General features: G+C 72.0%; 14 protein-coding genes. 5 read left to right on the top strand and 9 right to left on the bottom strand.

Annotated features, from left to right (window positions below):
• Positions 1 to 180: 180 nt before the first annotated feature.
• Together E1264_RS30855 and E1264_RS30850 are read right to left on the bottom strand one after the other, a co-directional pair.
• Positions 181 to 432 (bottom strand): protealysin inhibitor emfourin, encoded by a 252-nt coding sequence (locus E1264_RS30855; protein ID WP_243711264.1) that lies wholly within the window; start codon positions 430 to 432, stop codon positions 181 to 183.
• Positions 433 to 436: 4 nt separating this feature from the next.
• Complete coding sequence (locus tag E1264_RS30850; protein ID WP_132178988.1) at positions 437 to 1,477, bottom strand: M4 family metallopeptidase; 1,041 nt, start codon at positions 1,475 to 1,477, stop codon at positions 437 to 439.
• 186 nt (positions 1,478 to 1,663) lie between these two features.
• On the opposite strand from E1264_RS30850, the gene recO reads away from it, so the two are divergent.
• Positions 1,664 to 2,428: a DNA repair protein RecO gene (gene recO / locus E1264_RS30845; RefSeq protein ID WP_132178986.1), complete on the top strand. Its 765-nt coding sequence runs from the start codon at positions 1,664 to 1,666 to the stop codon at positions 2,426 to 2,428.
• The gene (locus tag E1264_RS30840) at positions 2,425 to 3,225 is read left to right on the top strand and encodes an isoprenyl transferase (RefSeq protein WP_132178984.1); all 801 of its coding nucleotides are present in this window, start codon (positions 2,425 to 2,427) and stop codon (positions 3,223 to 3,225) included. The genes recO and E1264_RS30840 overlap by 4 nt, the downstream gene beginning before the upstream one ends.
• A 9-nt stretch (positions 3,226 to 3,234) precedes the next feature.
• Here the strand turns inward: E1264_RS30840 and E1264_RS30835 are convergent, their stop codons facing one another.
• The 7 genes from E1264_RS30835 to E1264_RS30805 form a co-directional block, all read right to left on the bottom strand.
• Complete coding sequence (locus tag E1264_RS30835) at positions 3,235 to 3,660, bottom strand: OsmC family protein (RefSeq protein WP_132178982.1); 426 nt, start codon at positions 3,658 to 3,660, stop codon at positions 3,235 to 3,237.
• Between the two features lie 91 nt (positions 3,661 to 3,751).
• Complete coding sequence (locus E1264_RS30830) at positions 3,752 to 5,389, bottom strand: M4 family metallopeptidase (RefSeq protein ID WP_132178980.1); 1,638 nt, start codon at positions 5,387 to 5,389, stop codon at positions 3,752 to 3,754.
• 236 nt (positions 5,390 to 5,625) lie between these two features.
• Positions 5,626 to 6,012 carry a transcriptional repressor gene (locus E1264_RS30825; protein ID WP_132178978.1) on the bottom strand — a complete coding sequence of 129 codons (387 nt, stop codon included), beginning with the start codon at positions 6,010 to 6,012 and terminating at the stop codon, positions 5,626 to 5,628.
• 18 nt (positions 6,013 to 6,030) lie between these two features.
• On the bottom strand, positions 6,031 to 6,930 hold the full coding sequence (locus E1264_RS30820; RefSeq protein ID WP_132178976.1) for a metal ABC transporter permease: 900 nt from the start codon (positions 6,928 to 6,930) through the stop codon (positions 6,031 to 6,033).
• On the bottom strand, positions 6,927 to 7,649 hold the full coding sequence (locus tag E1264_RS30815; RefSeq protein WP_132178990.1) for an ATP-binding cassette domain-containing protein: 723 nt from the start codon (positions 7,647 to 7,649) through the stop codon (positions 6,927 to 6,929). Before E1264_RS30815 ends, E1264_RS30820 begins: the two co-directional genes overlap by 4 nt.
• Before the next feature lie 59 nt (positions 7,650 to 7,708).
• Entirely contained in the window at positions 7,709 to 8,662 is a 954-nt protein-coding gene (locus tag E1264_RS30810; protein ID WP_132178974.1) for a metal ABC transporter substrate-binding protein, read from the bottom strand.
• 55 nt (positions 8,663 to 8,717) lie between these two features.
• The gene (locus E1264_RS30805; RefSeq protein ID WP_132178972.1) at positions 8,718 to 9,029 is read right to left on the bottom strand and encodes a DUF6703 family protein; all 312 of its coding nucleotides are present in this window, start codon (positions 9,027 to 9,029) and stop codon (positions 8,718 to 8,720) included.
• A gap of 38 nt (positions 9,030 to 9,067) precedes the next feature.
• On the opposite strand from E1264_RS30805, the gene E1264_RS30800 reads away from it, so the two are divergent.
• The 3 genes from E1264_RS30800 (at position 9,068) to E1264_RS30790 (ending at position 12,647) form a co-directional block, all read left to right on the top strand.
• Positions 9,068 to 9,352, top strand: a complete 285-nt coding sequence (locus E1264_RS30800; protein ID WP_132178970.1) for an antibiotic biosynthesis monooxygenase family protein — start codon at positions 9,068 to 9,070, stop codon at positions 9,350 to 9,352.
• A 120-nt stretch (positions 9,353 to 9,472) separates the two neighbouring features.
• Complete coding sequence (locus tag E1264_RS30795; RefSeq protein WP_132178968.1) at positions 9,473 to 11,017, top strand: glycoside hydrolase domain-containing protein; 1,545 nt, start codon at positions 9,473 to 9,475, stop codon at positions 11,015 to 11,017.
• Between the two features lie 241 nt (positions 11,018 to 11,258).
• Positions 11,259 to 12,647, top strand: coding sequence for a glycine--tRNA ligase (locus tag E1264_RS30790; RefSeq protein WP_132178966.1), 1,389 nt, complete (start codon positions 11,259 to 11,261; stop codon positions 12,645 to 12,647).
• The last annotated feature ends 470 nt before the right edge of the window (positions 12,648 to 13,117 follow it).

Genomic DNA, 13,117 nt, shown 5'->3' with positions numbered 1-13,117 from the left:
CCCCAGCCCCCGGCGGCTTGAACCCCAGCCACCCGGCTACGGGCAGGCACGCGGAGCGAGCGCCAGCGAGCGCAGCGGGCATGCCCGGCGCGCCGCGTCCCCGCAGCGTAGGGAGCGCCAGCGACCGAAGCGAGGAGACCCGTGCCGCGCAGCCGGGGGGCTCGGGGGGGCGCCCCCCGGCTAGCTACGCCCTAGGACGTGGTGGACCAGCTCTCGTAGAGGGCCGTTGAGTTGTGCTTCGCCGACGGTGGTGCGGTCGCCGTCGATGTCGATTTCGTACAGGAACTGGTCGGGGATTCGGCCCGGCGGGGGGATCGCCTTCAGATCCACGCGGCCGACGAGTCTCGTCAGCATGGGATCGCTCGCGCTGTCGGATTCGGCGCGGCGCTCGATCCCCGCGAACCCCCCGCTGCGGACGACTGTCACTTTCACTGCGCTATCCGTTCGCCTCCGTGCGGACGCCTACCCCCGCCCAGGCCCGGTTCACCGCCTTCGTCTCGGCCGCTTCGGCTCCGTAGAGGCGAGTCGCGGACTGGACGGTCGCGGCGGCGAACCGCGCGAAGTCGACGTCGGTGGCCAGGGTGCCACCGGTGAGAGTGTCGTACCAGATGCGACCCGCCTTCTCCCAGGCATTTCCGCCGATCTCCGTTGCGGCGAGGTAGAAGGCCCGGTTCGGGATGCCCGAATTGATGTGGACACCGCCGTTGTCGCGGTGGGTCTCGACGTAGTCGTTCATGTGGCCCGGCTGCGGGTCCTTGCCGAGCTGCGGGTCGTCGTAGGCGCTGCCGGGGTCCTTCATCGAGCGGAGCGCGACCCCGTTGACGCCCTCCGCGAGCAGGCCCTGCCCGATGAGCCAGTCGGCCTGGTCGGCGGTGTGCTTGTGGTGCCACTGCTTGATGAGGGAGCCGAACACGTCCGAGAGGGACTCGTTGAGCGCCCCGGACTGGCCGTAGTACTCCAGGTTGGCGGTGTACTGGGTGACGCCGTGGGTGAGTTCGTGGCCGGTGACGTCGAGCGGGCCGGTGAACGAGGTGAAGACGACGCCGTCGCCGTCCCCGTACACCATCTGGTCGCCGTTCCAGAAGGCGTTGGCGTACTTGTCGCCGTAGTGGACGGTCGAGACCATCCGCAGGCCGGCGCCGTCGATCGAGTTGCGGCGGTGCGCGGCCTCGAAGTAGTCGAAGGTCGCGCCGAGCCAGTCGTAGGCCTGGTCGACGACCTTGTCGCCGGTGGCGGGCGCCCCCTCCGGCCGGACGGTGCGGCCGGGCAGCTCCTCGCGGTTCCCCGCGTCGTTGATCGTCCGGTTGGGGACGAAGTCCTCGGTCGGGGAGGGGGCCGTGGCCGACAGCGTCCGGCGTTCGGTGGCCTGCAGGGAGCTGAGGGCCAGGGTTCGGCGGGCGCGGGCGCGGATGGCCGGATCATCGGCGTCGTGGGCGATGCGTTCCAGCATGTGCGGCGGCACGATGTGGCATCTCATGCCAACACGCTGCCACCTCCTTGTGATTCGAGCCACACCTTTGGCCATGACGCTACGGCCGAATCCGGTCACGGTACGTAATTGTTATCCCGCGGTACGAGTACCGGCCGGGGGACTTGTGGAGATGCTGGGGAGATGCCCCGGCTTGGCGGCGAGGCACGCGGTGACGTGCGTCAGAATGAACGGGTGACCCTCTACCGCGACGAAGGCATCGTCCTGCGCACCCAGAAGCTGGGCGAGGCCGACCGCATCGTGACGGTGCTGACCCGGCGCACCGGCCGGATCCGCGCCGCGGCGAAGGGGGTCCGCAAGACCAAGTCCCGGTTCGGGGCGCGGCTGGAGCCGTTCACCCACGTCGACCTGCAGCTCTACGAGCGTCGCTCGCTCGACCTGATCACCCAGGCGGAGACGCTGCGCCCGTACGGGGAGGCGCTCGTCGCCGACTATCCCCGCTACACGGCCGGGACGGCGATGCTGGAGACCGCGGACAAGCTCGCGGGCGAGGAGGGCGAGCCCGCGCTGCGGCAGTTCCTGCTCCTCGTCGGCGGGCTGCGCACGCTCGCCGAGCGCGCCCACGACCCGCGGCTCGTCCTGGACGCGTTCCTGCTGCGATCACTGTCGGTGGCCGGATGGGCGCCCGCGCTCGACGAGTGCTGCCGCTGCGGCGCCCGCGGCGGGCTGCGCGGGTTCGCCATCGCGGCGGGCGGCGCGGTCTGCGCGAACTGCCGCCAGCCGGGCGCCGCGACCCCGGCGCCGCCGACGTTCGCGCTGATGCTGGCGCTGCTGCGCGGCGACTGGGAGTACGCCGACGGCAGCGAGCAGCGCCACCGGACGGAGACCAGCGGCCTCGTCGCCGCCTACCTCCAGTGGCACCTGGAGCACGGGATCCGCTCCCTGCGCCACGTCGAACGCGACGACGGAACCAACGACACCCTCAGGGAGACAGTTTGAGCAGGGCCGTTTCGCCTCCGGAGCCGCATCGGGACGGCGCCGTCCCGCCCCCGATCCCGGCGGATCTGGTGCCGCGGCACGTCGCCATCGTCATGGACGGCAACGGCCGCTGGGCCAAGGAGCGCGGGCTGCCGCGCACCGAGGGGCACAAGCGCGGCGAGGACTCCCTCTTCGACGTGATCATGGGCGCGATCGAGCTGGGCGTCCCGTACCTGTCGGCGTACGCGTTCTCCACCGAGAACTGGAAGCGGTCGCCGGACGAGGTGCGCTTCCTCATGGGCTTCAACCGGGAGGTGATCCGCCGCCGCCGCGACCAGCTCCACTCGATGGGCGTCCGGGTGCGGTGGGCGGGCCGGCGGCCGCGGCTGTGGCGCAGCGTGATCAAGGAGCTGGAGACGGCGGAGGAGATGACGCGCCACAACGACGTCCTCACCCTGCAGTTCTGCGTGAACTACGGCGGCCGCGCCGAGATCGCGGACGCCGCCGCGGCGATCGCCCGCGACGTCCGGGACGGCCGGCTGAACCCCGACAAGATCACCGAGAAGGTGTTCGCCCGCTACCTGGACGAGCCCGGCATCCCCGACGTGGACCTGTTCCTGCGCTCGTCGGGGGAGCAGCGCACGTCCAACTTCCTGCTGTGGCAGTCGGCCTACGCGGAGATGGTCTTCCTCGACACCCTCTGGCCCGACTTCGACCGCCGCCACTTCTGGCACGCCTGCGAGGTCTACGCGTCCAGAGACCGCAGGTACGGCGGCGCGGTCCCCAACCTGGTGGAACCGGCCGCCGTCCGCGGCTGACGCCCCTGGTCAGACCAGGGCGGCGTCGAGGGTGATGGTGGTGCCGGCGAGGGCCTTGCTGACGGGGCAGCCGGCCTTGGCGTCCTGGGCGGCCTTCTCGAAGTCGGCCGCGGACAGGCCGGGGACGCTGGCGCGGACGGTCAGGTGGATGCCGGTGATGCCCTCGCCGGGCTGGAAGGTGACCTCGGCCTTGGTGTCCACCTTGTCGGGCGGGGTGCCGGCGCCGGCGAGGCCGTGCGAGAGGGCCATCGAGTAGCAGGTGGAGTGCGCCGCGGCGATGAGCTCCTCGGGGCTCGTCCGGCCGCCCGGCTCCTCGGACCGCGATGCCCAGGTCACGTCGTAGGTGCCGAGCTTCGAGGAGTCCAGCGAGACGGTCCCCTGGCCGCTGAGCAGCGGCCCTTCCCAGTGCGCGTTTGCGGTACGTGTCGTAGCCATGCCCCCGATTCTGTCGCATGGCCCCCCGGCGCAGATCATGAACCACCCGATAGGGGCCCGGAGCCGCTCTCCGGGCCCCTGATCAGGGCTTTCAGCCGACGTTCACCGCGGACCAGGCGGCGGCAACGGTGGTGTGCTGCCTGCTGCCCGCGCCGTAGAGGTCCCTGGCCGCGTTCAGGGTCGCGGTGCGGGCGCCCTGGTAGTCGGTCGAGGACGTCATGTACGTGGTCAGCGCCCGGTACCAGATCCTCGTGGCGGCGTCCCGGCCGATGCCGGTGACCGTCGAGTTGTTGGACGTGGGGCTGTTGTACGCGACGCCGTTGATCGTCTTCGCGCCGCTGCCCTCGGCCAGCAGGTAGAAGAAGTGGTTGCCGACGCCCGACGAGTAGTGCACGTCGACGTTCTTCGTCTCCGGCGACCACGCGTCATGGGAGTTGCCGTCCTTGCTCGGCCTGTCCATGAAGCGCAGCGCGCTCTTGCCGAAGCCCGGCAGGACGACCTTCTCGCCGATCAGGTAGTCGCCGATGTCGGCCGGGTTGTTCGCGTAGAACTCGACGGCGGCGGCCATGATGTCGGACGTCGCCTCGTTCAGCCCGCCGGACTCGCCGCTGTAGGTGAGGTTCGCGGTCGCGCTGGTGACGCCGTGGCTCATCTCGTGCGCGGCGACGTCCAGGGACGTGAGCGGCCCGAAGTTCGTGCCGTCGCCGTCGCCGTAGGTCATGCAGAAGCACGAGTCGTCCCAGAACGCGTTGGCGTAGCCCTCGCCGTAGTGGACGCGGTTGAACGACCCCTTGCCGTCGCCGTTGATCCCGCTGCGGCCGAAGACGTTCTTGTAGAAGTCCCAGGTCATGCCGGTGCCGAACTGGGCGTCGACGGCGACGGTGGAGCGGTCGGCGAGGGTGCCGCTGCCCCAGTGGTTGTCGGCGTCGGTGAAGACGGTCGCCGGGGCGCGGGAGAGGCACCAGAGGAGGATGCAGAGGTCGGTCTGGTTCTCGGCGTCGCCGGTGTAGGTGCCGCCGCGGGACGGGTCCTTCAGCCGGTACGTCCCGCCTGACTTCGTCGTCTCCAGCGGAACGGTCCCGGTGTAGAGCGACTTGCCGTCGCCCGCCTCGGTGCGGATCATCTCCTCGCGCAGCAGGACCTTGCCGGTCGCGGCGTCCACGGACGTGAGGACGCGGCTCGGCGTGCCGTCCGCCTGCCTGCCGACCGTCTGGACGCGCCAGGCCAGCCGCGGCCGGTGGTCGGCGGTGCGGGCCTCGACGACGAGCGCGGGCGAGCCCGCCGCCTTGCGCTGCCCGGTGACGGCGCGCTCCTTCGCGGTCGCGGCGCCGACCTCGGGGCTGGAGTCGGCGGGCCTCCCGGCGAGGGTGCCGCTGCTGCCGCGCCACGCGCCGGACGCCGACTGGTGGACGACGATGTCCCCGCCCAGGACGGGAAGCCCGTCGTAGGTGCGCGTCATCCGGGTGTGGGTGGCGCCGTCGCGGTCCAGCAGGACCCGGACGACCTTGAACGCCTGACCGTCCCCGGCGCGCACCTCGTCGGCATGACCGGCGAGCGCTCGCAGCGCCCGTTCCGCCGCCTGGCGGGCGGCGGACGAGTTCGGCGCGGGCGGGGACGGCGTTCTCGATGCGGTCTCGGCGGAGGCGGGGACGACGGTGGCGGCGGCAGTCAGCAGGGTCGCCGAGGCCAGGAGCACGGTCCGTCGGCTGGTGAACGCCCGTCTTGTCATGAACGCCCTCTCGTGCGGGCGCCACGCCCCCCGAAGGCCCGCCGTCGGGCCGTGCCGTGGCGATGGGGACATTTATGACATAGGCATACTCATAAGTAGATGTAGCAATGTGCCAACGATTGCCTACGGAGAGTGTGAAGTCCGAACCTTGTTCGGTGGCGGTGCGTCACCTAGCGGGCGCACCGCGTGTCGCCGTCCGGGCTCCGGACGGGGGCGCGCGTCGGGTGCTCAGGCGCTCAGGCGTTCTTCGCGTTGCAGTCGGCGCAGGTGCCGAACACCTCGACGGTGTGCGTGATATCGCTGAAGCCGTGCTCGGCGGCGATCGCCTCGGCCCAGCGCTCCACGGCCGGGCCCTCGACCTCGATCGTCCGGCCGCACTCGCGGCAGACGAGATGGTGGTGGTGCTGCTCGGTGCGGCAGGCCCGGTACACGGCCTCACCCTCGTCCGTGCGCAGCACGTCGACCTCGCCCGCGTCGCTGAGCGCCTGCAGCGCCCGGTAGACCGTGGTGAGGCCGATCTTGGAGCCGTCGGCGCGCAGATCGGCGTAGATGTCCTGCGCGCTGCGGAAACCCTCGGAGCCGCTCAGCACCTGCCGCACCGCGTCCCGGCGGGCCGTCGTCATCCCCCACGCACCTCCGCGTCATCCCCCCATCACCTCGGCGTCCACGCGCGCCTCGACGCCGGTCCCGGCCGCGGCGGGGACGTTCTCCGCGGCCGTGCCGGCCCGCGCGCGCCTTCGCCGCACCAGCGCGCCCCCGGCGACCGCCGTGACGAACAGCGCGAGCGCCAGCAGCACGATCGAGGGGCCCGGAGGCAGATCGTACTGGAAGGAACCCGCGAGGCCCGATACGGCCGACAGTACACCGGTCCCCATGGCGACCAGCATCGTGCCCCGGAAACCCCGCGTGAGCTGCTGCGCCGCCGCCACCGGGACGATCATGAGCGCGCTGACGAGCAGCAGCCCGATCGCCCGCATCGAGATCACGACGGTCACCGCGGCGGTCGCGGCGATCAGCACGCTGAGGAACCGGACGGGCAGGCCCGACGCGCGCGCCACCTCCTCGTCCTGGCACAGCAGGAACAGCTCGCGGCCGAACAGGGCCACGATCCCGAGCACCGCGGCGGCGAGGCCCGCGACCACGTACAGGTCGGTGACGGTCACGCTGGTGATCGAGCCGAACAGGTACGACTGCAGGCTCGTCCCGCCGCCGCCGTTGGCGTTGGTGAGGATCACGCCGCCCGCCAGCCCGCCGTAGAACAGCAGGGCCAGCGCGACGTCCGCGCCGCTGCGGCTGCGGGCGCGCAGGACCTCGATCGCCACCGCGCCGAGCACCGACACCACCAGCGCCCCGAGGACGGGCGAGGTGCTCGTGAGCAGCCCCAGCCCGATGCCGGTCAGCGCGATGTGGCCGATGCCGTCGCCGAGCAGCGACAGCTTGCGCTGGACGATGAACGTGCCCACGGCCGGGGCGGTCAGCCCGATCAGCACCGCCATCACCAGGGCGATGCGCATGAAGTCGTACTGCAGCATGTCGCTCACGCGGGCCTCCCAGGCGCCGTGTTCCGCGCCGGTTTCTCCCGGACGGTGCTCTCGCGGACGGTGTCCTCCCCGACGATGCGCCCGTGCCCCAGCTCGACCGTCCGCGTGATCAGCGGTTCCATCGGGCCGAGCTCGTGGGTCACCAGGACGACCGTCCGCCCGTCCCCGGCCAGCTCCCGCAGCGCGGCCGCGAGGGCCGCCTGGCTGCGCGCGTCCACGCCCGCGGTCGGCTCGTCCATCACGAAGACGTCTGGCTCGCCCGCGAGAGCGCGCGCGATGAGCACGCGCTGCTGCTGGCCGCCCGACAGCAGATGCGCCGAGTCGCGAGCATGGGCGGTGAGCCCGACCGTCTCCAGCGCGCGGTCGACGGCGGCGCGGTCGGCCGCCCGGTCGTTGAAGAGCGCGGGCCGCCAGCGGGACCGCCGCCCCAGCCGCCCGGACGAGACGACCTCGCGGACGGTCGCGGGCACCCCGCCGCCCATCGGCAGCCGCTGCGGGACGTACCCGATCCGCCGCCAGTCACGGAACCGCGGCGGCGGCGCGCCGTAGATCTCCGTCCGCCCCGCGGCCAGCGGGACCAGCCCGAGCAGCGCCTTGACCAGCGTGGACTTGCCCGCCCCGTTCGGCCCGAGGACCGCGAGCACGTCGCCGGTCTCGACCCGCAGGTCGACCCCGGCGAGGACCTCGCGGCCGTCGCGCCGGACGAGCCCGCCCGTCATCGCGAACGGCGGCGCCTCCTCGGGCGGCGCCGGGTGGGACGTCGTGGCCGGGTCGTGTTTCATGAGCACTCCAGCGCGGGGCGCAGCGTCCGCAGGTTCTCGGTCATGATCGTCATGTAGTCGCCGGACGCGCCGTCCTCGATGCCCTCGACCGGGTCGAGCACGGCGGTCCGCACGCCCGCCTCCCGCGCCAGGGACCGGGCGACCTTCGGGCTGACCAGCGTCTCGGTGAAGATCGTCGTGGCGCCGATGGCGGACACCCGGCGCGTCAGCTCGGCCATCCGCTTCGGGGACGGCTCGCTCGTCGGGTCGACGCCGGCGACCGGGATCTGGCGCAGGCCGTAGCGGTCGGCGAGGTAGCCGAACGCGCCGTGCGCGGTCACGATCTCCCGCCGCTTGCAGGACGCGAGGCCGTCGCGGAACGCGCGGTCGAGCGCGGTCAGCCCGGCGGCGGTGGCCCCGGCGCGCTGCCGGTAGCCGGCCGCGCGGGCGGGGTCGGCGGCGGCCAGCCGGTCGCCGAGCGCGGTCGCGATGGCCGCCATGCGGCTCGGGTCGAGCCAGATGTGCGGGTCGTAGTCCGCCTCCTCGTGGCGGACGCCGTCGTGCGCCTCTTCCTCGGCCTCGGTCTCCTCCGGCGGCCCGAGTGTCCGGACGACGCTCGCCGCGTCCAGCGACCGGCCCTTCGCGTGCAGCCGGACGGCCTCGTCCACGGCGGGCTGCACGCCCCGCACGTAGACGGCGTAGTCGGCGTCCGATACGTTCGCGACCTGGCGGGCCGTCAGCTCCAGATCGTGCGGCTCGGCGCCGGGCTCGGTGAGCGTCCGGACGAAGACGGCGTCGCCGCCGACCCGCTCCGCCAGCCACGCCACCGGATAGAACGACGCGACGACCACGGTCTTGCCGGCCGGTACGTCGGCGCCCGCGCTCGTGCAGCCGGTCAGCCCGGCCGCGAGCCCGGCCAGGGCGAGGGCCGCCGCGGGGGCGGCGCGTCGGGGGTCGCGAAACCAAGGCACCCGCCGATTATGGCGAGAATGAAAATGATTGTCAAAATCAGCTCAACCGGATGGCTCAGAGCCCGCCGAAGCCGCGGCCCAGCGCGAACCCGACGAGGATCGCCAGCGCCACCACGCGCAGCGCCTTGCCCGAGCCGTCCAGCGCGGGCCAGTTCAGGAAGGCGAACCAGGCCAGCGCCACCGCCAGGACCAGCACCGCGGCGGCCGCCACCCAGCCCGTCCCGACCATCCCGATCACCAGCAGGACGAACACCGCGACGAGCAGCACCCACCGCGGCAGCCGGTGCAGGAACACCACCGGCGCCGCACTCCACCGCTCGACCGCCGCCCGCAGGCCCGTGCTCCGCTGCTCACCTCTCGTCTCCACCCGCCCAACGTAGCGTCCTCTCCTGCCAGGATGGACGGATGATCGCGATAACCCGGTACCGCGTGCCAGGCGACGACGCCGACGGCTTCGCCGAGCGCATGACCGCGGTGCTGACGTTGCTGTCCGCCAGCCCCGGATTCCGCTCCGGACGCCTCGGCAGGACGGTCGACGACCCCGGGCTGTGGGCCCTCGTCACCGAATGGGACGGCGCCGGCCACTACCGCCGCGCGCTCGGCCAGTACGAGGTGCGGCTCCAGTTCATCCCGCTCGCCGCCATGGCCGTGGACGAGCCGGGCGCCTACGAGATCGTCACGTCCACCTAAGGGATCACGTCTGCATAAGGGAAACGGCGGGGCAAGAAGCGCCCCGGCCCGGTTTCGCGGCGCCCGGCCAAGGTGATCTTTGCGGCATCACGATCATGCCGTCCCGACGGGGGGAATGTGATGCGCCGTGCCGTTCGATCCAAGGGCGTCCAGTCCAGCGCCGTCCTGTCCCGTGCCGCCCTGTTCGGCGGCCTGGCCGTGGCGGCGGCCATCCCTCCCGTCGTCGCCGCCGTCCGGACGTCCACCGCGCGGCCCGCGCACCACCAGGCCGCCGCGCTGACCGACGGCCGCGCCCGGACGGACGTGCCGCACGTCATCGGCTACCGGGGGCTGCGCCTCACCGTCCCGGCGGGGTGGGAGGTCCACGACCTCGAACGGGATCCGTCGCGCTGCGTCCGCTACGACCGGCACGCCGTCTACCTCGGCCGTCCCGGTCCGCAGCCCGACTGCCCGGCCCGGCTCGTCGGCCGCACCGAGGCGATCCACCTCCAGCCCGCCGGCCGGGAGCTGCCCGCCGCGCATGGACGGGCGTCCCGGATGGTCGTCCACGGCGCCCAGCTCGCCACGTTCGAGCTCCCGCGGACCGTCGACCACGAGGCGCGGCTCACCGTTCCCGAGGTGGGCGTCACCATCACCGGCGTCTACGGGACGGACCCGGACGCACTCCAGTGGATGCTCCGCCACACCCGCCTGGCGACCACCGCGTCGGACGCTGGTTCGCGCACGTCCCCGCAGGCAAGCCCGTCGACGCCGTCCGTGCCGCCCATGCCGTCCGTGCCCGCGATGCCGTCCATACCGGCCATACCGAGCGCGCCGCCTCTGCCGTCCATACCCGCGGCGCCGGTCGTGCGGTCCGTGCCGTCAGTGCCGCCTGAGATTTCGGTGCCCTCTGAGCCGTCCGTGCCGGACGTGCCGTTCGAGCCGTCCGAGCCGTCCGTGCCGCGCGGGCCGGACAGCGCCTCCGCCCCGATCGTCGACCGCCGTCCCTGGGTGCGGGGCAAGGGGTTCGACACCTGCACGGCGCCATCGCTTGCCGCCATGCGGGCGTGGCGGCCCTCGTTCAAGGTCACCAACATCTACATCGGCGGCGCCGCGCGCGGATGCGCGCAGCCCAACCTCACGAAGCGGTGGGTGAGGGAGGTCCGCGAAATGGATTACCGCATCACGCCCACCTACGTCGGGCTCCAGGCGCCCTGCAGCAGCCGCCCGCAGCGGTTCAGCGCCAAGAACGCCGCGTCGCACGGCGCCAAGTCCGCCGTGGACGCCGCGCGCAAGGCGCGGAGGCTCGGTATCCGGGAAGGCGCCCCCATCTACTACGACATGGAGGCGTACAAGACCAACAAGCCCGGTTGCCGGGCCGCGGTCCTGCGCTTCGTGGACAGCTGGGTCCGGAGGCTGAAGAAGGCCGGGTACAAGCCGTGCCTCTACAGCAGCGTCAGGTCCGGCATCCGGGACGTGGGACGCGCCGAAGGCATCAGCAGGCCCGTCGCCATCTGGTTCGCCAACTGGGACGGCAGGGCCAAGGTGTACGGCGACCCGTTCATCCCGGACAGCTGGTGGAACCGCCACCGCCGCATCAAGCAGTACCGCGGCGGCCACAAGGAGACGCACGGCGGCGTCACCATCAACATCGACAGCAACATCGTCGACGGGCGCGTCTACTAGGGCTCCGCCAGGGCCGTGACCTGGGGCGTTTTAATGGCGCGCGGTACCACGCTGCGTCTACTAGACTCGCCTGTGCCCTAAGCTGTGATTGCTCGCGGGCGCCGCCGAGGACCGAACCGTTCGTCGGCCGGACGCCAGGGCGCCATCACCGGGGATCGCAATCGCCACCGCCCGCCGTTTCCACGGCGGACCGGGGCGCACTCACTGTCCCGCCGACCGCCAGCCGGATGGAGAATATTTCATGGCACGCCGTTCCGATGTGCTGGAAACGATCGTCAACCTCGCCAAGCGGCGGGGCCTGGTCTACCCGTCGAGCGAGATCTACGGCGGGCTCCGCGCCTCCTGGGACTACGGGCCGCTCGGCGTCGAGCTGAAGAACAACGTCAAGCGCCAGTGGTGGAAGTCCATGGTGCAGGGCCGCGAGGACATCGTCGGCCTGGACTCGTGCGTCATCCTGGCGCGCGAGGTCTGGGAGGCCAGCGGCCACGTCCAGGCGTTCGTCGACCCGCTCACCGAGTGCCAGTCCTGCCACAAGCGCTTCCGCGCCGACCACCTCGAAGAGGCCTACGAGGAGAAGCACGGCCGCGCGCCCGCGAACGGCCTCGCCGACATCAGCTGTCCGAACTGCGGCGTCAAGGGCTCCTTCACCGAGCCGCGGATGTTCAACGGCCTCCTCAAGACCTACCTCGGCCCCGTCGAGGACGAGTCCGGCCTGGCCTACCTGCGTCCCGAGACCGCGCAGGGCATCTTCATCAACTACATGAACGTCCAGCAGTCCGCGCGGCGCAAGGTCCCGTTCGGCATCGGGCAGATCGGCAAGTCGTTCCGCAACGAGATCACGCCCGGCAACTTCATCTTCCGGACCCGCGAGTTCGAGCAGATGGAGATGGAGTTCTTCGTCAAGCCCGGCACCGACGAGGAATGGCACCAGTACTGGATCGACGAGCGCATGCAGTGGTACGTCGACCTCGGCATCCGCAAGGAGAACCTGCGCCTCTACGAGCACCCGCAGGAGAAGCTGTCGCACTACTCCAAGCGGACCGTGGACGTGGAGTACCGCTTCGACTTCGTCGGCGGTGAATGGGGCGAGCTGGAGGGCATCGCCAACCGCACCGACTACGACCTGTCGACGCACTCCAAGGCGTCCGGCGCCGACCTGTCGTTCTTCGACCAGGAGTCGGGGGAGCGGTTCGTCCCGTACGTGATCGAGCCGGCGGCGGGCGTCGACCGGTGCACGCTCACGTTCCTGATGGACTCCTACGCCGAAGACGAGGCGCCCAACGCCAAGGGCAAGCCGGAGAAGCGCACCGTCCTGCGGCTCGACCGGCGGCTCGCCCCGGTCAAGGCCGCGGTGCTGCCGCTGTCGCGCAACGCCGACCTGTCCCCGAAGGCCCGCGACCTCGCCGCGCGGCTCCGCAAGAACTGGAACGTCGAGTTCGACGACGCCGGGGCCATCGGCCGCCGCTACCGCCGGCAGGACGAGATCGGCACGCCGTTCTGCGTCACCGTCGACTTCGACACCCTGGAGGACGACGCGGTCACCGTCCGCGAGCGCGACTCCAGGAGCCAGGAGCGCATCGCGATCAGCCAGGTCGAGTCCTTCCTGGCCGCGCAGCTCCTGGGCTGCTGACGGCCGTCCCGCATCCTCCGGGACGCACGGCACGATACGGGCCGCCCCATCGCCTGGGGCGGCCCGTTTTTCCTTTTGACGACCCCCGGGGCGCGTCCACGGGACGGACTTGGCCGGTCTGGCGGGGTGTCCGTGCAGGTCAAGGGTCCGGGTTTCGTCAACGCCGGGCGAACGGTGTCTCCAGGGCCGTGAACCTGGGCTAGCGTTGGCTGGACCGCCCGCCGCCGTCCCCGGCACCGTGGGCGGGACGGACGCACCATGGAGCCCGGCGGCGGCGCCGTCCGATCGAGGAGCCCGAGGGGAGGGGCAGGATGGGCGACATGTACCGGCCTGCCCGGCCCGTCGCCCGGCTGCTCATCGTCGCGCTGGGCCTGCTCGGCATCGTGGTCGGGCCCGCCGGCGCCGGAGCGCACGGCGGGACGTCCCCCACCGGAACGATCACCGGCGCCCGGAGCGGGGCGGTACAGCAG

The sequence above is a fragment of the Actinomadura sp. KC216 genome (assembly GCF_004348535.1).
GTDB lineage: Bacteria > Actinomycetota > Actinomycetes > Streptosporangiales > Streptosporangiaceae > Spirillospora.
The sequence above is the reverse complement of the archived record's forward strand: the minus strand, read 5'-3'. Positions and strand labels throughout refer to the sequence as shown.